This window comes from Azospirillum sp. CT11-132 (assembly GCF_047302835.1).
Lineage (GTDB): Bacteria > Pseudomonadota > Alphaproteobacteria > Azospirillales > Azospirillaceae > Azospirillum.
In genome coordinates this window covers 309,146-328,363 of the sequence record NZ_JBGLZA010000001.1, presented here as the reverse complement: position 1 = coordinate 328,363, position 19,218 = coordinate 309,146, and the positions used below count along the sequence as shown (strand labels likewise).

Genomic DNA, 19,218 nt, shown 5'->3' with positions numbered 1-19,218 from the left:
GGTTTGGCCGGAATTTGAGGAAATGACGGCGGGAGCGGAGCGTTGCAAGTCGAAGCGGTTCGGCGGGCGGGAATTCCGGCCCGAATCGCCGGAATTCTCCCGACAGGTATCAGAACTGTTTCAGCAGCCGGTCGATGTAGTTGCGTTCCTCCTGCGGGCGGCCGTACTGGCCGGACCGGCGGCGGAGTTCGTCCAGGATTTCACGGGCGCGCTGGAGTTCCGACTGTTCGGGGATTTTCACGTCGTTGGAATCCTGCATGCCGTAGCCGGACGGGCGGCGGCCCAGCGGGTCGCGTCCCCGGCCCTGGCGGGGCATCTGGCCCTGCTGGCCCATCATCGCCTGCCCCCCCTGGCCCATCATCTGCTGGGCCATCTGTTCGGCCATGCCCTGCATGCCCTGCTGCAGCTGCTCCATCGCCTCCGTCTGCGACGGCACCGCGGCGCCGGGGGCGCCCTGTTGCAGCGCCTGGGCGGCGTCGCGCATGGCACGCTCGGCGCGGCCCAGCGGCTGCGGGATCTCGCCGCCCTGCTGTTCACCCATGCGGCGCATCAGCTCGCCCAGCTGACGACGGAGAGCCTCCTGCTGTTCGGCCTGCTTCTGCAGGGTCGGGCTGCCCGGATTCTGCTGCTGGCCGTTCTGGTTGCGGCGCTGGTTGGGCTGGCGGCCGCGGGGCTGTTCGCCCTGCTGCCCCTGCTGCTGCTGATCCATCGACTCCTGCGACTGGCGGAAGCTCTGGTCGAGGAGCTGCTGCTGCTGCTGCGCCAGCTTCTGCAACTGCTGCATCATCTCCCAGGCCTGGTTCTGCTGCTGGGCCTGCTGCTGGTTCATCTGGGCCATGGCGCCGGAGCGCATGTTCTCCAGCATCTGCTGAAGCTGGGACAGCATCTGGCGGGCGGCGTCGCGCGACCCCGTCTGCGCCATCTCGCGCATCTTGTCGAGCATCTGCTGCAGGTCGTTGCGGTCGGTCATCTGGTCGGCCATTTCCGGCGGGACCATCGGGATCTTCTCGCCGCGCTGCAGCGCCTCCATCATCCGCTGTTCCATGGCGTCCATGAACTTGTCGAGCGCCGCCTGCAGCTCGTCCATCAGGCGGTTCAGTTCCTCGTCGGAGGCGTTCTTGTCCAGCGCCTCGGACAGCCGCTTCTCGGCGTCGCGCAGGTCCTTCTCCGCCAGCGACAGCCCGCCATCCTCGATGCGGAGCGCGGTTTCCCACAGAAGCTGCTGCAGGGCCGGGACGGAGTCGGCGCTCTGGTCCAGCATCAGCCGGGCCATGGCGGTGCGCAGCGACAGGAAGGCGACGATGTCGTCGCCATAGGTGCCGGGGCGCGCGGAGATCTCCGCCAGCGCGCGGGCGACCTGGACCCGCGACTCCTGCGGATTGCGGGTCAGGACCTTGCGCTGGTTGATGATGGCGCGGGCGACGGGATGGTTGAAGGTCCGTTCCGGCAGGATGATGGCCGCGTCCTCCGACCGGCCGGTCTGGCCGGCGCCGTCGGTCGCGGTCAGCCGCACCGTCACCGGCATGCCGGCCCAGGGATGGGCGGTCAGGTCCTGGAAGGCGGTGGCGTGCGCCTCCTTTGGCCGGACGCCGGGCAGCGACAGCGGGAATTCCAGAACCGGGTCGGCTTCGGCCTTCGGCGCCTCGGTCTTCGCGGCGCCATTGTTCGCGGCGCCGGGGGGTGGCGGAACATCGGGTGCGCGGCGGATCTGCGCCTTCACCTCGGTCAGGCCGTAGTCGTCGCGGGCGGCATAGTCCAGCTTCAGCGCGCCGCGCTCTCCGGCGGCGGGCGGATTGGCATGGGCGATGATGGGTGCGCGGTCGGGCACCACCTCGATCGGCCAGGAGCCCAGCGTGCGCCCGCCCTGGGTGACGGCGATGCGGGTGCCGCCGGTCACCGGCTTCTGCACCTGGAAATTGGTCGAATCCACCGCCTCGAACGGGCCGGTCTGGTCGCCGGCCTCCAGGCTGGGGGTGCCGCCGCCGCCGGTGACGCGGGCGAGCACGAGGCTGCCCTGCGGCACCTTCACCGGTTGGTCGGCGGGGTGGTCGCCGGAGTGGTTGGCGGTGGGGGAACCGGCGGTCTGCTGACTTGCCGGCTTTGCGGTGGAGCCGGATTTCAGGAAGACCGGCGGCAGGCCGGTATAGTCGGGCGGGTTGATCCAGAGGTCGAGCGTCGCCGCCGCCGTGACGGTGCCGCCGGCGAAATGGGGGGTCAGCGCGGCGGCGATGCGCGGGCGCCAGTCACCCCAGGATGCTGCACCGGCGACCACCAGCGTCAGGATCACCAGGGCGCGCAGGGCATAGCGGTCGTGCGACGGCACCTCGGTGCCCGGCCAGGCGACGCGCAGGCCGCGCATGGCGGCGCGTGTGCGCTCCTGATGCAGGCGCCACAGCGCCTGGGCGGTCGGGTCGTTGCCGGCGGGCCGGTCGCGCAGGGTGTGCAGCGGACGGTGGGCGAGCCCGCTGTCCCGTTCCAGCCGGCGGCGGGCCTCATCCTCGGCCGGGCTGCGGAAGCGCCGGACCCCGATGACGAGCGACAGCAGGAAGGCGGCGGCAAGCACCAGCAGGGCCAGCCCGTGCAGCCAGCCCGGCAGCAGGACCAGCAGATTCAGCAGCGCCAGCACGAGGAAGGCGCCCAGCACCGACAGCGGAGCCCACAGCGCCGGCCCCAGCCGTTCCCACAGCAGCGCCGCGCGCGCCTGGGCAAGGCGGAGGCGCGGTTCGGTCACGCCGTCGCTGTCGCCACGATCATCGGCTGCCCGGTTCTGGGCAGCCTGATTCTGGCCGGGCCCGGAGTCGCCGCGTCGCTCGTTCTGCTTCATGCCGCCCCCTCCGCGCCGAAATGCAGCCGGTCCGGCGGTTCGCTTGGCGCCGCCGACCGGTCATGCTGCGCGAGCCAATCATATAGGTGCCGCCTGCGGTTTTTGCCCACCGACTTGTTCACCGGTGCAATGCTACAGCCCATCATTGCGCCATGGCGAAACTATGACGCGCGGCGATCCGCCGAAATTTCGGGGCGCGCGGGGTGCCGTCAGTCGCCTTCGCCGGCCGGGAGCGGCTTGGTCACGGCCGTGCCGCGCCGGGTTTCGCGGTGCAGGATATAAAGGCCGCTCGCCATCACCACGGCGGCGCCGACCGCCATGGTCGTGGTCGGCACCTCCCCCCACAGGAGCCAGCCGAAGCCGACCGCCAGCAGTAGCGAAGTGTAGTTCAGCGGCGCCACCAGGGCGGCCGGGGCCAGCGAATAGGCGCGGGTCAGCATCAACTGGCCGCCGCCGCCGCACAGCCCGGTCGCCAGCAGCAGCAGCCAGTCCATCGGGGCCGGCGTGATCCAGGAGAAGGGCAGGGTCAGGCCGAGCAGGACGGTGGTCAGCAGGGTGAAGTAGAAGACGATGGTGTTCGGAACTTCCGTCCGGCTCAGCTGGCGGATGGCGATCATCGCCAGCGCGTTGGTCAGCGCGCCGAACAGCGCGATGAGCGCACCCAGATTCAGCACGTCGCCGCTGGGCCGGACGATGATGAGCACGCCGACGAAGCCGACCAGAACCGCGCTCCAGCGGTGGATGCCGACCTTCTCGCTCAACAGCGGCACCGACAGCGCCGTGAGGAACAGCGGGGCGGCGAAATTCAGCGAGATGGCGTCGCCCAGCGGCAGCAGGTGGAAGGACCAGAACATGGCGGCCATGGAACTGAGCCCGATCAGCGACCGCCCCAGATGGCCCCAGGGATAGCGGGTGCGCAGCGTCGTCACGAAGCCCATGCCGAAATGGATCGCCAGACAGACCGGGATCAGTGCGAACAGGCTGCGGAAGAACATGACCTCGGTCACCGGGAAGCGGTCCATCAGGAGCTTCGCCAGGACGTTCATCAGCGAGAAGAACAGCACGGAAATCAGCATCGAGGCGATGCCGAGCGGGGTGTTGTCGACGCGCTTGTGCGGCTTGGGGATGGTTTGCGGCGGGACTTTCACGGTGCGCCGAGCCTACCAAGCGTTGCCGCCCGCGTCACTGTGTCGCGACGCGGGCGGTCATGTCGGGGCGGTATGGCGGTGTTGCGTAAACCCGCGCGGGCGCTCGGCCCGGAACATCCGACCTTCGCTCAGACCTTGAACAGGCCGGAGATTTCGGCCTCGGCGCGCAGCCAGTGCTCCTGCTCGCGACCTTCGGGGCAGCCTTCCTCCTGCCAGATCTGATAGGCGCGTTCCTGGATCATGCGGTTGCGCTGGCCGCTGAGCAGGCCTTCGGCGATGTTCATGTTCAGGCGGGCCAGCGAGACCAGCTTGCGCGTCTCGATCGCGCCCTGGGTCGCCAGCATGGTGGTGGAGACGACATACTGCGCCAGATTGCGCAGGTTGGCCTTCACTTCCGGCTCGACCGGGCAGTCGTCGTTCAGCAGGACCGTCTTGATGGCGATCCACAGCTTCAGGTTCTGGTCCAGCGCGAGGTTGACCTTTTCCGGCACATCCGATTCCAGCAGGGTGCTGGCCGCCTGCAGCAGGACGATGCTGTCCTGTTCCACCGACGCGAAGTTGGTGCGCAGGATGGTGTCGGCCCAGCTTTCCACCGGAGCCTCGAACACCGGCGCGGCGGCGGCAGTGGCGGCAGGAGCGGTTGCGGGAGCGGCGGAAGAGGCGGTCTTGCGCTTGGTGGCCATGGTGGGTTCCCCGGGGAGCGTTCGGTCCGCGTCCACTTGAACCAACCATGTTTAAGATGTGGTTAAGACGCTACCCTTGCGCGCCTTTTGCCGGCGCCAGACGCCGCGACACGATGTCCTGAGCTCGGCGACCAGTCAGGGGCCGCCGAAAGGCAAGCGATAGTAAAAGCCAAAGACGTTGTTGGTGCCTGCCGCCGGATCGCCCGCCGCAGCGTCGTTGACGATGCGGCTGTAGCCCAGGCTGAAGCGTGACTTGTTGTCGAACTCGTATCCCAATTCCAGCTGAGAGCGGAACTCGGTGGTGGGGGCGCCCTCGCGCCGGGCGGTGGGCAGGGTGCCGGCGCCGAAACTGGGGGTGAAGACGAAGGAGCCGAGCGGCACGTCCACCAGCACGCCGCCGCTCAGGCCGCCGGTCAGTCCCCCAGTCAGTCCCGGGCCGACGCCGGTTACGGCGCCGCGCGGGGTCAGGCTGCTGCCGCTGCCCGGCCCGATCCAGGGTTGGATGCTGACATAGGGTTCTACCTGCGGGATCAGCGAAGACCCGATCCGCATCTTGCTGTTCAGGATGGTGAGGTTGCTTTCCGCCGGCGGCTGCAGGCTGTAGGCGAGGCCGCCGACCGCCCAGTTGCCGAACCGGCCGTCCGCGTCGATCGACTCCGCCCGCGCCGATCCGGCGCCGGCGCCCAGAAGAGTGACGGCGAGCGCGAGCAGGCAGGCGGGCAAGACGGCCGGCCGGCAAATCCTATGGCGGCAATTTCCCTGGCGGCTGAACAGGCGGTTCACGGGCACCCCCTCCCGGTGACGCGTCGGATCGCACCACGCGGTCCGGCCACTATAACGATGGGGCGTGGCGACTGACCCATGGAGTATCGGCACTACCCCTAGGATGTCGTGATCGCCATCCGCGTTTCAACCATGAAAGCATGAGCGGTGCGGGACGGTTGTCTGTTACCATATGCTCATGAGCGTGCATCCCGCCGAGCCAGCGTCCGGCCCTGGGCCGCAGGAGGAGGCGATCGCCTTCCTGGGCGATCCGCGCACCCATGGCGGGCATCCGGTGGAGCGGATCGACACCCATGCCGCCCTGGTGTTCCTGGCCGGTGACCGGGCGCTGAAGCTGAAGCGCGCGGTGCGCTATCCCTATCTGGATTATTCGACGGTTGCGAAGCGCCATGCGGCCTGCGTCGCGGAGCTGGCGATCAACCGTCGCACCGCACCGACGCTTTATCGGGGCGTGGTCGCAATCCGCCGCGAGGCCGATGGGCGCTTGCGGCTGGACGAAGAGGGCGGTGAGGCGGCGGGGGACGCAATCGACTGGCTGGTGTCGATGGCGCGCTTCCCCGACGAGGCGCTGTTCGACCGCATGGCCGAGCGGGGCGGCCTGACCCCTGCCCTGATGCGCCGGCTGGCCGAGCGGATCGCCGTCTTCCACCGCGACGCCGCTCCACGGCCGGATGGCGGCGGGGTGGAAGCGCTGCGCGCGGTGGCGGACGGCAATCTGGAGGACCTGCGCGCCGCGCCGGACCTGTTCCCGGCAGACGCGGTGGCCCGGCTTGCAGAGCGCACCGGCGACGCGCTCGACCGGTTGGCGCCGCTGCTGGAGGCGCGGCGGGGGGACGGATTCGTCCGCCACGGTCATGGCGACCTGCATCTGCGCAACATCGTCCTGCTGGACGGCGAGCCGACCCTGTTCGACGCCATCGAGTTCGACGAGGCGCTGGCGGTGGCCGACGTCTTCTATGACCTCGCCTTCCTGCTGATGGATCTGGATCACCGCGGGCTGCGGCCGTTGGGCAACGCGGTGCTGAACCGCTATCTGGAGGAGACGGAGGATTACGGCGGGCTGGCGGCGCTGCCGCTGTTCCTGTCGCTGCGCGCGGCGGTGCGGGCGAAGGTGTCGGCCGCGGCGCTGCGGCTTGGCGGAAAGGCGGAGGGGCTGGCGCAGGAGGCGCGGCGCTATCTGGACCAAGCGCTCGCCGCGCTGGACCCGACGCCGGCGCGGCTGGTGGCGGTCGGCGGGCTGTCCGGCACCGGCAAGACCAAACTGGCCAAGGGGATCGCGCCCGATCTGGGTCCGTCGCCCGGTGCGGTGGTGCTGCGCAGCGACGTGCTGCGCAAGCGGCTGTGCGGAGTCGCCGACACCGACCGGCTGCCGGCCGACGGCTATGCCCCGGCGGTGACGGAACGGGTCTATGATGAGTTGTACCGAAGGGCGGCGGCGGTTCTGGCCGCCGGGCATGCCGTGGTGGTCGATGCGGTCAGCGCCCGGCCGGACGAGCGCCGCCGGATCGAAGGGGTCGCGGCGGACGCCGGGGTGCGGTTCGACGGGATCTGGATGGAGGCGCCGTTGTCGGAACGGGTGGAGCGTGTGACCAATCGTCGCAACGATGCGTCCGACGCCACCGCCGACGTGGTGGAACGGCAGGAATCCTATGATTTGGGTACAATCGATTGGACGCGCCTGGATTCTGGCAGGGTTGCAGCGGATGTGCTGGACGACGCCCGCGCAAGCTTGGCCTAATTCCAGGAGTGACAGCATCTTATGGACTGAATCTTCAAGGTTTGCGGCCCTTGCCCCGGACCGCGGACCGCAGCGACGATGGGGCGAATGATGGCCCGGTGAGAATCGCCCGCCGCACCGGCGGACGGACCGCCGCCGTCCGGGAAGGGCCGCTCGAACCGGTCCGGGAGGAGTCCATGACCTACAAGACCATCCTAGTGCCGCTCTGCGGCAGTGAGAACGATCCGGTGGCCCTGAAGGGCGCGATTTCGGTGGCGCGCGATTTCGACGCCCACCTTGTCGGCCTGTTCGTCAGCCTCGACCCGCGCGATGCCGTTCCGATGCTGGGCGAGGGCATGTCCGGCGCCATGGTGGACGAGATCATGCGCGCGGCCGAGACCGAATCGCACAACCATCGCGCCGCCGCCCGCCGTTCCTTCGACGCCGCCGTCGCCGAGGCCGGCTTTGAGATGCGCGAGGTCCCCGGCGGGGTCGAGGCGCCGTCCGCCTCCTGGCGCGAGGTCGTCGGCCGGATCGAGGACGTGGTGCCGGCCGAGGGTCGTCTGGCCGACCTGATCGTCTGCGCCCACACCTCGATCGAGGCGGACACGCAGGGCTACACCACCATGGAAACGGCGCTGCTGGGATCCGCCCGGCCGGTGCTGCTGGTGCCGAAGACCCTGCCGGCGGAGATCGGTCACACCGTCGCCGTCGCCTGGAACGGCAAGACGGAGGCCACCCGCGCCGTCGCCGCGGCCCTGCCCTTCCTGCGCAGCGCCGAGCGCACCCATGTGCTGACCGCCGAAACTTCGGTGACGGAAGGCGCGACAGGACGCCGCATTGCCCAATATCTCGCTTGGCAGGGTGTTAACCCTGAGTTAACTATATTGCATCCGGGATCGGAACCCGTTGGGGAGACGGTCACCAAGAAAGCCGTGGAGCTGGGCGCCGACCTGCTGGTTATGGGCGGCTATGGCCACAGCCGGATGCGGGAAATGATCCTGGGCGGTGTCACGCGCTACGTGCTGAACCACGCCGGGCTGCCGGTTCTTATGGCCCACTGATCTTTGCGGTCTTCGGCCGCGCGGGTTTCCCTGCCGCCTGTTCCGGCGGGGATCCCGTGCGGCGCCGGCATTTGCAGCCCGGCCGTTCCCGGGAGGAACGCGCCATGTTGACGATCAAGGACTGCATCGCTCTGAGCGATCTCACCGAAGCCGAGATCGACGCGATCGCCGAACACGAACATCTGCCGGAAATGGTGGCGGTGGAGATGGGCTATTGCCTTGCCCACTGCCCCGGCGGACCCGACCGCATCGCCCACATCATCGCCGACGACATCGCGGACGCCTGTGCCCACGGGCATGTCGACCATGCGGTGGAATTGATGCACACCCTGCGGGAATTCGTGGAAACGCATCCGCAGGGCTGAGGTCAAGGGGGCGGGAACAGTCCGGCCGCGGCGGGGTTCTAATGGCAACCGTTCAACGATTGCCTTTTAACGACCTCCAAGGACCCCGACGATGGCCAGCAAGACCACCGGCACCCAGACCGACATCTTCGCCCGCATCAAGACCGATCACGACACCATCCGCGGCCTTCTGGACAAGACCGAGAAGGCCAACGGCAGCGGCCGCGCCGTGTTCGAGGAGCTGCAGCGCGAGTTGTGGGCCCATTCGAAGGTGGAGGAAGGCGTCTTCTACGCCTCTCTGAAGAAGGCCAAGGAGGCGAAGTCGGAAACCGTCGAGGGGTTGAACGAGCATCACCTCATCAACGGCCTGCTCGACGAGCTGAACGCGATGAAGACCACCGACAGCGGCTGGAAGGAAAAGCTGCAGGTGCTGGGCGAACTGGTCCGCCACCACCTCGACGAAGAGGAAGAGGAGTTGTTCGAGGAGGCCAGGGACGTCCTCGACGACGACCGTGCGGCCGAACTGGGCGGCGCCTATGACGATCGCAAGAAGCACATCATGGCCGGGCTGGCGCCGCTGTAACGAGGGCTACGCCATCCCGTTTGGTTGCCGTCGGCCGGCGAAGGGGCCATATCTGGGGCTTTCTGGAACTGGCCGGCGGTGTCGATGTCCAAGCGTGTCAGCGTCAAGCGAATGCTCTCCCGGCGGGGGGCGCGGTTCGGCCGTGCCGCGCTGGCGGCAGTCGCACTTGGGGTTTCCGTCCTCATGACCGCCCCCGCTTCCGCCGCACCCGCTCCTCCGGCGAAGGAGCTGGCGCAGAAGACCTGCGGCACGCTCGCGTCGCGGGTCGATGCGGTGTCCGGGCGGGGGCCGCTGTTCCTGCGCAGCTACGACAATTCATACGCGCCCGGCCCGACCTCGGAACCGGCGCTCTCCAACGCTGCCTTCACCTACGACAACGCGCTGGCGATCATGGCGCTGACCGGTTGCGGCCAGCGCGACAAGGCCTTGCGCATCGGCGAGGCCTTGCTCGACGCCGTGTCGCTCGACCGCGCCGGCTGGAAGGGGCGGCTGCGCAACACCTATCGGGCCGGTGCGCAGAAACAACGGCCGATCCCGCCGAATGGCTGGTGGGATGCCGTCGGCAACCATTGGGGCGAGGACCCCTATCAGGTCGGCACCGCCACCGGCAACGTCGCCTGGGCCGGGCTGGCCCTGCTGACGCTGGCCGATGCGACCGGCGAAACGCGCTTCCGCGACGGAGCGGCGGAGTTGGCGCGCTGGGTGGTCGAGCATACCCGCGATCCGCGCGGCCCCGGCGGCTTCAACGGCGGTTTGCAGGGCTTCGACGACGCACCGCAGCCGCTGACCTGGAAATCGACCGAGCACAACACCGATCTGGTCGCGCTGTTCGGCTGGCTGGCAAGAGATATGGGCGGCGATTTCGCCGGGCCGGAGAAGGAGGCGCGCGATTTCCTCGATAAGATGTGGATGGCGGGCGGCGATCATTTCCCCATCGGCACCGCGCCGGACGGGGTGACGGTCAGCACCTCCACCTCCGGCCTCGATGCCCAGCTCTGGCCGCTGTTGCTGCCGAAGGCGCCGGAGGCCTGGCGTGCCGCCCTGTCCTATGCGGAGCGCGCCCATGGCGCCGACGGCGGCTTCGACTTCAACGACGACCGCGACGGCATGTGGGTGGAGGGCACGGCGCAGGCGGCGCTCGCCTACCGCGCCGTCGGTCGCCGCGGCGATGCCGACCGGCTGTTCGGCGAACTGCTGAAGGAGATCAGCCCCGGCGGCTATCTCTACGCCACCCGGCCGCAGGTGCTGTCCACCGGCCTTGCCATCGGGCCGGACAGCAAGACCGACGACTTCCTCTATTACCGCCGTCCCCATCTGGGCGCCACCGCCTGGGCGGCTCTGGCGGCGGTGGGCTGGAACCCGTTCACGGGCAAGACGGTGCCGTAACCCTCTATCCGTGGAAGTGTTCGTAGAGCTTCCGCGCAATGGTTTCGCTGATGCCGGGGGCGGCCTCCAGGTCCTTCAGGCCGGCGGAGGCGACGGCGGTGGCGCTGCCGAAATGGTGGAGCAGGGCCTTCTTGCGGGCCGGGCCGATGCCGGGGATGCCGTCGATGCGGGTGTGCGACATCGCCTTCATGCGGCGGGCGCGGTGACTGTCGATGGCGGTGCGGTGGGCCTCGTCGCGCAGCCTTTGCAGGAAATGCAGAACCGGATCGTTGGGCTCCAGCGTCAGCGGCGGCTGGCCGGGGCGGAAGAAGCGCTCGCGCCCGGCATTGCGGTCGGGACCCTTGGCGATGGCGACCAGCGGTATGTCGGTGATCTGCAGCATCGCCAATTCGTCCTTCACCGTGTTCAGCTGCCCCAGACCGCCGTCGATCAGGACGAGGTCGGGCCACTGGGCAGAATCAGGGTCGGACTTGCTGCTGCGGTGAAAGCGGCGGGTGAAGGTCTCGCGCAGCATGGCGTAATCGTCGCCGGCGGCTTCCGGATCGCGGATGTAGAAGCGGCGGTAGGCGTTGCGCTGGAACCCCTCCGGCCCGGCCACCACCATGGCGCCGACCGGGAAGGCCCCCTGGATGTGCGAGGTGTCGTAGATCTCGATGCGGCGCGGGGCGGCGGGCAGGCCGAAGATGCGCGCCACCCCCTCCAGCAGAGTCGCCTGGGTGGAGCGCTCGGCCAGCCGGCGGCCGAGAGCGTCGCGGGCGTTGGTCTGCGCGTGTTCGACCGCGCGGCGTTTCGGGCCGCGCTTGGGGCATTCCACGGTGACGCGGTGACCGGCGGACAGGCTCAGCGCGTCGGCCAGCAGGTCCGGTGACTCGACCGGGTCGCTCAGCAGCAGCAGGGCCGGCGGCAGGGTGTCGGCATAGAGCTGGGCGGCGAAGGCGGCGAGGATGTCGCCCGGTTCCTCCTCCGCGTCGATGCGCGGGAAGAAGGCGCGGGTGCCCTGGTTGCGGCCGCCGCGGAAGAAGAAGGCCTGGACACAGGCCGCACCGCCCTCGCGGTGCAGGGCCAGCACGTCGGCGTCGCCCAGCGTGTCCTCCAGATTGATGTCCTGGCGGCTCTGAAGGGCGGTCAGCGCGCGGATGCGGTCGCGCCAGCGGGCGGCGTCCTCATATTCCAGCCGGTCGGAGCTGTCGAGCATGTGGCGGGCGAACTCCGCCTGCACCTCCGCGCTGCGGCCGGACAGCACGTCGCGCACGCCCTGGACCTGATCGGCATACTCCTCCTCGCTGACGCGGCCGACGCAGGGGGCGGAGCAGCGCTTGATCTGGTGCTGCAGGCAGGGGCGGGTGCGCGAGGCGAACACGCCATCGTCGCAGCTGCGCAGCAGGAAGGCCCGTTGCAGGGCGGCGATGGTCATGCCGACGAGATGCGGCGAGGCGTAGGGGCCGAACAGGTCGGAATCCCTGCGGTTGCCCTTGCCTGATGTGCCGCGCCGCTCGGCGCTGCCGCGATGCTGCATCAGACGGGGGAAGTCGTGACCCTTCCCAATGACGATGTAGGAGAAGGAGCGGTCGTCCTTCACCAGGATGTTGAAGGGCGGCAGCAGGCTGCGGATCAGGTTCGCTTCCAGCAGAAGCGCCTCGGCCTCGGTGTGAGTGGTGACGAACTCCATGGAGCGGGTCAGGGACACCATCCGCCGGGTGCGGTTGGGCAGCCCGTCGGTCCGGGTGTAGCTGGCCACCCGGCGCTTCAGGTTCTTCGCCTTGCCGACATAAAGGACCGACCCGTCGGCCGCCAGCATCTGATAGACACCGGGCGTGTCCGGCAGGGTCGGCAACTGGGCGCGGATGACGTCCGCTCCGCTGCCGGGCACCCCGTCCATAAGCTCTCTCGTTCCCGCAAAGCTCCGATTCGCCGCTCACCCAAGCAGTAGAACGGAACGGGTCCAAGAGACAAGATTCGGACGAGGCTTCCGGCAGGGATCTGCCATGCGGCAAGGGGCTGGGTCAGCCCCCGAACACGGTGTTCAGCTGGGCGCCGACGCGGACGAAGGTGGTGCGTTTCGGCACCTCCTTCAGCCGGGTGGCGCCGATGTAGGTCATCATGCTGCGCACGCCGCCCATGATCTCCTGCATCGTGTTCTCCACCGGGCCGCGATAGGGGATCTCCACCGTCTTGCCTTCCGACGCGCGGTAGGAGGCGACGCCGCCGGAGTATTTGTGCATCGCGGTGTCCGACGACATGCCGTAGAAGGTCATGGCGACCGGCACGCGGTCGCCGTCGCGGTCCTCGTAGCGGATCTCACCCTCGCACTCGTCATGGCCGGCCAGCATGCCGCCGAGCATGACGAAGTCGGCGCCGGCGCCGTAGGCCTTGGAGATGTCGCCCGGCACGGTGCAGCCGCCGTCGCCGCAGACCTGACCCTTCAGCCCGTGGGCGGCGTCGGCGCATTCGATGATGGCCGACAGCTGGGGATAGCCGACGCCGGTCATCTTGCGGGTGGTGCAGACCGATCCCGGCCCGATGCCGACCTTGACGATGTCGGCGCCGGCCAGCAGCAGCGCCTCCGTCATGTCGCCGGTGACGACGTTGCCGGCCATGATGACGGTCTCCGGGTTCTCCTCGCGCAGGCGGGCGATGACCTCGACGAAGCGCTCGGTATAGCCGTTGGCGACGTCCAGGCAGATCTTGCCCACCGGGGCCTTGGCCTTCACCGCCTGGAACTTGTCATGGTCAGCGTCGGCGATGCCCATCGAATAGAAGACGTTCGACTGGACGGCGGATTCCGCCTCCGCCTGGAAGAAGGCGACCAGTTCGTCCGCCTTGTAATGCTTGTGCAGGGCGGTCATGGCGCCGAAGCGCGACAGCGCGCGGGCCATGCCCATGCTGCCGGTGACGTCCATGTTGGCGGCGATCAGCGGGAAGCCGGTCCAGTCGCGCTGGGTGTGCAGGAAGGTGAAGGTCCGGTTGACGTCCACGTCGTTGCGGCTCTGCAGCGTGCTGCGTTTCGGCCGGATCAGCACATCCTTGAAGTCGAGCTTGAGGTCGCTTTCGATGATCACCGCACACCTGTTCCCTCTGTTGGTCGGGCCGACCGCTGAACTAACGCCCGACATCACAGAGTGGAGGTGGTTCCTCCGTTCGGCAAGGGTCATCGAAGCCGTGGCACGCGCACGCAATGTCTGACGCATCTTCCCCTCTTCCCCGGACATCGCAGGAAGAGAGACGACCAACCATTGCCGGAGTACTTTTTGCGTTGCCAACCGCCCGGAAGACGAAACAAATGCTCTACCGGACGCCGTGCGTCCGGAAGCCCTGGTACCGAGCGCTCGCCGCTCAATCGCAATCCAATCCTCTCGCCTGAAGCGCATACCCTTCTCAGAAAAAAAACTATGCACTTCGTGACTGCGTGCCTATTATGGATAAAATTGCAATTCTGGAGATTAATGATGCGTCTCGTTCCGTTTGATGATCTTGATGACCTTATGATTTACTTCGACGAAGGTTACAAGATTTCTCAAGATGAGGCTTATAGAAGGTTTTCCGAGATCAAGGTTGTTCCGCCAGAGGACCTTCCATCCGACCCATTCTCTGCGGCTTACTCCAACAAAATATTGGAAATTTATAAAAAAGCATCCTCCAGAAATTCTTATTCTATTGTCAACGAAGTGGCCGGGTTCAATGTAGACGAACTCACCGTCCGGCCTTTTCCGTTCTTTACAAAAAGCATTAAACTTGCAGCGCAACATTATTCATTAATTGGTAAATTTTTGGGGATGATGGACATCAAGTCCGGAGGTTCCATCCTGGAATGTGGCGTTGGGTTTGGCAACACCACACTAGCTCTAGCAATGCTCGGCTGTCAGGTTACTGCGCTTGATATCGCAGAGTCCTACTGCGAAGTGGTCCGACGCCGAGCTGCCTTGCACGAGGTCGACATAAAGGTCGTTCATTCTGATTTCACATGGATTGAAACGACCGAAGAAAAATATGACGCTGTCTGCTTCTTCGAATCTTTCCACCATTGCTGGGAATTCGAAAGGATCTTGCTATCTCTTCATAAAGTTGTAAAGCCCGGAGGGAAAATATATTTCGGCGGAGAGCCGATCAACATGGAATTTCCGATGCCATGGGGCGTGCGCCTTGATGGTGAAGCGCTGTTCGTCGTGCGGCAAAACGGCTGGATGGAACTTGGATTTCACAGTGATTTCTTTGAGGAGCTGCTTTTTAGGACAGGTTGGCGTGGTACCTGTGTCGACACTCATTTTTGGTATGCAGCCCGGAAATATGATCCGATCGTTATTTCCGGCTCCGATTCGAAAATCGGTTCGAATTTCGGGACGGCCGCTGGAGATGCGCTTCACATTGATGTTCCGGTCAACTCACAGCCAACTTTTGTGGTTTACGGGCCCTATTTGAAGTTGGCAAAAGGAAAATACCGGTTCGAGTACGCGCTTGATCCTGATGCACAGGTAGCCGACACAATGGTGGTCGATATTTGCTATAGTGCAGGTCAAAACGTTATCTATGCTCGCCAAATTACGCAGGACGATTTGACAAAGAAATTGATCTCCGGAGAATTCACTCTCAATGAGAAAGCCAACGATTTGGAAATTCGCCTGATGGTTTCCGACGGCTTCCGGGCGGGAATCCGGCAACTGTCCGTTCAGCCGTTGGATTAACGCAATCTTGAACCAGACCATGGTGCGCTAACGCGGCCTTGCCTCGAAAATCCGCGTTCAGCACACCATCGCCACCAAACCGATCGGCAGGAAGTGGTTCGAAGGCCGGGAAATCTACTGCTTTCCTCCTATTCCTCCCCATCATCGCCGTCGCCGTTCGCCGGCTCGCTGCCGTCGGCGACATGGACCTGGCAGTCGGCGTTGCTCAGCACCTCCATCAGTTCGGGCGGCGGCAGGCGGTCGGTGAAGAGCGCGTCGAGCACGCTGACGTCGGCCATGCGGATCATGGCGTTGCGGCCGAACTTGGTGTGGTCGGTGACCAGGAAGACGCGGCGCGAGCTTTCGATGATGGCGCGGGCGACGCGGACCTCCTGCTCGTCGTAATCCAGCAGGTCGCCTTCGGCGTCGATGCCGCTGATGCCGATGATGCCGATGTCGACCTTGTAGCGGCGGATGAACTCCACCGTCGCTTCGCCGATGATGCCGCCGTCACGCTCGCGGACCAAGCCGCCGGCGATGGACAGGGCGAAGTTCGTGTTCTTGTGCAGGATGGTGGCGACGTTCAGGTTGTTGGTCAGCACCCGCAGCCGCTTGTGGCCGAGCAGCGCCTGGGCCACCGCCTCCGTCGTCGTGCCGATGTTGAGGAACAGCGAGGCGTCCTCCGGCACATGGCGGGCGACCATTTCAGCAATGCGCCGCTTTTCCTCCGCCATCAGGGTCTGGCGGGTGGAATAGGCGATGTTCTCCACGCTGGACGGCACGGTGACGCCGCCGCGGAACCGGCGGACGGCGGATTGCCCGGCCAGATGCTCGATGTCGCGGCGGATGGTCTGCGGCGTGACGTCGAAATGTTCGGCCAGCCATTGGATCTGCACCATGCCCTTGGCATGGACCAGGGCCACGATTTCCTGCTGGCGGCGTTCGGCGTCCAGGCGCGCATCCATCGGGGGGCTGTCTCCGGTCGGGTGGGGCGTCAGTCAATCAGATGCGCGGAATGGGTCAAAGCGAAAAGCAGGTGGCCGCGCTGCCATCGGTCGATCCGCCGCAGAGCGCGAGCCTCACCGTAAAGGCAAGACTGTTCGCCAGACAAGCATATTCGGAAACGAAAGCGTATCGCCAATCAGTGGCAGCTCGAAGGCCTGCGGCGCTCATCGTCCCGCTCCCGTCCCCCCACCCCATTTACCCGTAGCCAGTGGAGGCAAACCGGCGTAGCCTCAAAACATGGTCCGCTGAACAAACATTTTCCTTTTCAACCGTGAACGAACATCATATGTTCCGAAACGAAAGCGGCCGGGTTCGCAAGGAACCGGCGCGGTACGGAGAGGAACTCATGGCAAACGAGTCCGCAGTTACCGACCTTCTGATCGTCGGCGGCGGCGTGAACGGCGCGGGCATCGCCCGTGACGCAGTCGGGCGCGGGATGTCGGTGGTGCTGTGCGAACAGGGCGACCTTGCGGGCGCCACCTCGTCGGCCAGCACCAAGCTAATCCACGGCGGCCTGCGCTATCTCGAATATTACGAATTCCGTCTGGTGCGCGAGGCCCTGCAGGAGCGCGAAGTTCTGTTGCGCGCCGCTCCGCACATCATCTGGCCGCTGCGTTTCGTTCTGCCTCATGACAGCAGCATGCGCCCGGCCTGGATGGTGCGCATCGGCCTGTTCCTTTACGATCATCTGGGAAAGCGCAAGCTACTGCCGGGATCGCATGGCGTCGATCTGACCAGCGCGCCGGCGGGAAAGCCGCTGTCGGGCGGCTTCACCAAGGCGTTCGAATATTCGGACTGCTGGGTGGAGGACAGCCGGCTGGTCGTGCTGAACGCGATGGACGCCAAGGCCCGCGGCGCGGAAATCCTGACCCGCACCCGCTGCGAGAAGGCCGAGCGGCGCGACGGGCTGTGGGAAGCGACGCTGGTCGACGTGACCACCGGCGCCACCCGCACCGTCCGCGCCCGTGCGCTGGTCAATGCCGCCGGCCCCTGGGTGCGGGAAATGATTGCCAAGCGCACTGGCGTCACCGTCGACAAGTCGGTGCGTCTGGTCAAGGGCAGCCACATCGTCGTGCCGAAGATGTTCGAAGGCGAACACGCCTACATCTTCCAGAACGATGACCGCCGCATCGTTTTCGCCATCCCCTACGAGCGCGATTTCACCCTGATCGGCACCACCGACCTCGATTATTCGGGGGACCCCGGCGCGGTGGCGATCGCCCCTGACGAAATCGCCTACATGTGCCGGGCGGTGTCGCGCTACTTCGCCAAGCCGGTGCGCGAGCGCGACGTGGTGTGGACCTACAGCGGCGTCCGGCCGCTGTTCGACGACGCCAGCGGCAACGCCTCGGCCGTTACCCGCGACTATGTGCTGGAGATGGACGAGCCGGCCGGGCAGGCGCCGATGCTGTCGATCTTCGGCGGCAAGATCACCACCTTCCGCCGGCTGGCGGAGGAGGCGACGGAGAAGCTGGGCAAGGCGCTCGGCAAGGGCGGCGCCACCTGGACGGCCGCCGTGCCGCTCCCCGGCGGCGACATCGCCGACGCCGATTTCGCCGGCTTCCTGGCCGGTCTGAAGCGCAGCCGGCCCTGGCTGCCCGATGCGGTGGCCTATCGGCTGGCGCGGGCCTACGGCACGCGGGTGGAGCGGCTGCTGGGCGCGGCCCAGGGGCTGGACGATCTGGGTATCGATTTCGGGGGCGGCGTCTATGAGGCCGAACTCGACTATGCCGCGCGGGAGGAGTTCGCCATGACCGGCGACGACTTCCTGTGGCGGCGCTCCAAACTTGGGCTGCACCTGGACGCAAATGTCCGGGAGGCCATCGGCGGCTGGTTCGACCGGCGCCGCGAAGCTACGGCCAACAGGGATACGAGCGGTGATACCGCCGGCCTGCGGTCGATGGGAGGAATGCGGTGACACTCACACTGGAAGGCGTGGCGAAGCGCGTCGGCGCCGAGCAGCATCTCCACCCCCTGTCGCTGGAGCTGCAACCCGGCAGCTTCAACGTCCTGCTGGGGCGGACGCTGGCCGGCAAGACGACGCTGATGCGGCTGATGGCCGGGCTGGACAAGCCGACCGCCGGGCGCGTGCTGGAAAACGGCAAGGACGTCACCGGCGCGTCGGTGCGCCATCGCGACGTGGCGATGGTCTACCAGCAGTTCATCAATTACCCGGCGATGACGGTCTACGAGAACATCGCCTCGCCGCTGCGCCGCCAGGGCAAGGACAAGGCGGAGATCGATGCAAAGGTGCGCCGGACCGCCGCCATGCTGCGGATCGAGCCCTATCTGGAGCGCCTGCCGGCCGAACTGTCGGGCGGTCAGCAGCAGCGCTGCGCCATCGCGCGGGCGCTGGTGAAGGGTGCCGGCCTGCTCCTGCTCGACGAGCCGCTGGTCAATCTCGACTACAAGCTGCGCGAGGAACTGCGCGCCGAACTGCGCGACATCTTCGCGGACGGCAAGACCACGGTGGTCTACGCCACCACCGAACCGCAGGAGGCGCTGGTCCTGGGCGGCAACGTCACGGTGCTGCACGAGGGGCGGATGCTGCAGACAGGGGCGACCGGCGACGTGTTCCACACGCCGGCGTCGCTGGAATGCGCACAGGTGTTCAGCGATCCGCCGATGAACGTGGTGGACGCGATCCTCACCAACGACCGCGTCGCCCTGTCCGACGGCACCAGCCTGCCGCTGTCGGCCCACGACCGCAACCTGCCGGCCGGCCCCTGCCGGGTCGGCATCCGCGCCAACCACCTGACGGTGCTGCGGCGGAGCGAGCGGCTGGTGCCGATCAAGGGCCGGGTCGCCCTGTCTGAGATCAGCGGGTCGGAGACCTTCGTCCATCTGCGCCACGGCGACACCACGCTGATCGCGCGCGAGGAGGGGGTGCACAGCCATCCCATCGGCAGCGACATCCAGGTCTACGCCGATCCCGACCGCATCTTCGTCTTCTCCACCGCCGGGCAGCTGGTGGCGGCACCCAACTGGCGGCGCGGCGCGCTGCGCAACATCGCTTAAGGGGG

Annotated in this window: 15 protein-coding genes; 8 read left to right on the top strand and 7 right to left on the bottom strand. The window is 66.8% G+C overall.

The features are described from left to right. Positions 1-109: 109 nt before the first annotated feature. From ACCD06_RS01440 to ACCD06_RS01425, 4 genes are all read right to left on the bottom strand, one after another. The gene (locus ACCD06_RS01440; RefSeq protein WP_413338199.1) at positions 110-2,824 is read right to left on the bottom strand and encodes a TIGR02302 family protein; all 2,715 of its coding nucleotides are present in this window, start codon (positions 2,822-2,824) and stop codon (positions 110-112) included. 209 nt (positions 2,825-3,033) lie between these two features. Then, on the bottom strand, positions 3,034-3,972 hold the full coding sequence (locus tag ACCD06_RS01435; RefSeq protein WP_413338197.1) for a DMT family transporter: 939 nt from the start codon (positions 3,970-3,972) through the stop codon (positions 3,034-3,036). Between the two features lie 128 nt (positions 3,973-4,100). Next, positions 4,101-4,655: a DUF2934 domain-containing protein gene (locus tag ACCD06_RS01430; RefSeq protein WP_136702392.1), complete on the bottom strand. Its 555-nt coding sequence runs from the start codon at positions 4,653-4,655 to the stop codon at positions 4,101-4,103. A gap of 135 nt (positions 4,656-4,790) precedes the next feature. Further along, a complete protein-coding gene (locus ACCD06_RS01425; RefSeq protein WP_413338195.1) occupies positions 4,791-5,438 on the bottom strand; it encodes a hypothetical protein in 648 nt (215 codons plus the stop codon). 178 nt (positions 5,439-5,616) lie between these two features. Here ACCD06_RS01425 and ACCD06_RS01420 point away from each other — a divergent pair, with 178 nt between their 5' ends. From ACCD06_RS01420 to ACCD06_RS01400, 5 genes are all read left to right on the top strand, one after another. Next, complete coding sequence (locus ACCD06_RS01420; RefSeq protein ID WP_413338193.1) at positions 5,617-7,176, top strand: AAA family ATPase; 1,560 nt, start codon at positions 5,617-5,619, stop codon at positions 7,174-7,176. 176 nt (positions 7,177-7,352) lie between these two features. Continuing rightward, positions 7,353-8,219, top strand: a complete 867-nt coding sequence (locus ACCD06_RS01415; protein ID WP_413338191.1) for a universal stress protein — start codon at positions 7,353-7,355, stop codon at positions 8,217-8,219. A gap of 104 nt (positions 8,220-8,323) precedes the next feature. Next, on the top strand, positions 8,324-8,584 hold the full coding sequence (locus ACCD06_RS01410) for a hypothetical protein (protein ID WP_109073453.1): 261 nt from the start codon (positions 8,324-8,326) through the stop codon (positions 8,582-8,584). Positions 8,585-8,675: 91 nt separating this feature from the next. Beyond that, the gene (locus ACCD06_RS01405) at positions 8,676-9,146 is read left to right on the top strand and encodes a hemerythrin domain-containing protein (RefSeq protein WP_136702389.1); all 471 of its coding nucleotides are present in this window, start codon (positions 8,676-8,678) and stop codon (positions 9,144-9,146) included. A gap of 183 nt (positions 9,147-9,329) precedes the next feature. Further along, positions 9,330-10,532, top strand: a complete 1,203-nt coding sequence (locus ACCD06_RS01400) for a hypothetical protein (RefSeq protein ID WP_413338188.1) — start codon at positions 9,330-9,332, stop codon at positions 10,530-10,532. A gap of 4 nt (positions 10,533-10,536) precedes the next feature. Here the strand turns inward: ACCD06_RS01400 and uvrC are convergent, their stop codons facing one another. Continuing rightward, a complete protein-coding gene (gene uvrC / locus ACCD06_RS01395; protein ID WP_413338186.1) occupies positions 10,537-12,411 on the bottom strand; it encodes an excinuclease ABC subunit UvrC in 1,875 nt (624 codons plus the stop codon). A 124-nt stretch (positions 12,412-12,535) separates the two neighbouring features. Then, positions 12,536-13,591: a GMP reductase gene (locus ACCD06_RS01390; protein ID WP_085091107.1), complete on the bottom strand. Its 1,056-nt coding sequence runs from the start codon at positions 13,589-13,591 to the stop codon at positions 12,536-12,538. A 384-nt stretch (positions 13,592-13,975) separates the two neighbouring features. Between ACCD06_RS01390 and ACCD06_RS01385 the strand changes: the two genes are divergently transcribed. Next, a complete protein-coding gene (locus tag ACCD06_RS01385) occupies positions 13,976-15,211 on the top strand; it encodes a class I SAM-dependent methyltransferase (protein ID WP_413338184.1) in 1,236 nt (411 codons plus the stop codon). 128 nt (positions 15,212-15,339) lie between these two features. Here the strand turns inward: ACCD06_RS01385 and ACCD06_RS01380 are convergent, their stop codons facing one another. After that, positions 15,340-16,143, bottom strand: a complete 804-nt coding sequence (locus tag ACCD06_RS01380; protein WP_413338363.1) for a DeoR family transcriptional regulator — start codon at positions 16,141-16,143, stop codon at positions 15,340-15,342. Positions 16,144-16,541: 398 nt separating this feature from the next. Between ACCD06_RS01380 and glpD the strand changes: the two genes are divergently transcribed. Both glpD and ACCD06_RS01370 read left to right on the top strand, forming a co-directional pair. After that, on the top strand, positions 16,542-18,113 hold the full coding sequence (glpD, locus tag ACCD06_RS01375) for a glycerol-3-phosphate dehydrogenase (RefSeq protein WP_413338182.1): 1,572 nt from the start codon (positions 16,542-16,544) through the stop codon (positions 18,111-18,113). Continuing rightward, complete coding sequence (locus tag ACCD06_RS01370; RefSeq protein ID WP_413338180.1) at positions 18,110-19,213, top strand: ABC transporter ATP-binding protein; 1,104 nt, start codon at positions 18,110-18,112, stop codon at positions 19,211-19,213. The genes glpD and ACCD06_RS01370 overlap by 4 nt, the downstream gene beginning before the upstream one ends. Positions 19,214-19,218 lie beyond the last annotated feature (5 nt).

What these genes read in the sequence shown, in the direction of transcription:
- ACCD06_RS01430 (WP_136702392.1), bottom strand. Translation starts at nt 4,655, where the DNA reads ATGGCCACCAAGCGCAAGACCGCCTCTTCCGCCGCTCCCGCAACCGCT.
- glpD (WP_413338182.1), top strand. Translation starts at nt 16,542, where the DNA reads ATGGCAAACGAGTCCGCAGTTACCGACCTTCTGATCGTCGGCGGCGGC.
- ACCD06_RS01405 (WP_136702389.1), top strand. Translation starts at nt 8,676, where the DNA reads ATGGCCAGCAAGACCACCGGCACCCAGACCGACATCTTCGCCCGCATC.
- ACCD06_RS01385 (WP_413338184.1), top strand. Translation starts at nt 13,976, where the DNA reads ATGATGCGTCTCGTTCCGTTTGATGATCTTGATGACCTTATGATTTAC.
- ACCD06_RS01415 (WP_413338191.1), top strand. Translation starts at nt 7,353, where the DNA reads ATGACCTACAAGACCATCCTAGTGCCGCTCTGCGGCAGTGAGAACGAT.
- ACCD06_RS01440 (WP_413338199.1), bottom strand. Translation starts at nt 2,824, where the DNA reads ATGAAGCAGAACGAGCGACGCGGCGACTCCGGGCCCGGCCAGAATCAG.
- ACCD06_RS01400 (WP_413338188.1), top strand. Translation starts at nt 9,330, where the DNA reads ATGACCGCCCCCGCTTCCGCCGCACCCGCTCCTCCGGCGAAGGAGCTG.
- ACCD06_RS01420 (WP_413338193.1), top strand. Translation starts at nt 5,617, where the DNA reads ATGAGCGTGCATCCCGCCGAGCCAGCGTCCGGCCCTGGGCCGCAGGAG.
- ACCD06_RS01410 (WP_109073453.1), top strand. Translation starts at nt 8,324, where the DNA reads ATGTTGACGATCAAGGACTGCATCGCTCTGAGCGATCTCACCGAAGCC.
- uvrC (WP_413338186.1), bottom strand. Translation starts at nt 12,411, where the DNA reads ATGGACGGGGTGCCCGGCAGCGGAGCGGACGTCATCCGCGCCCAGTTG.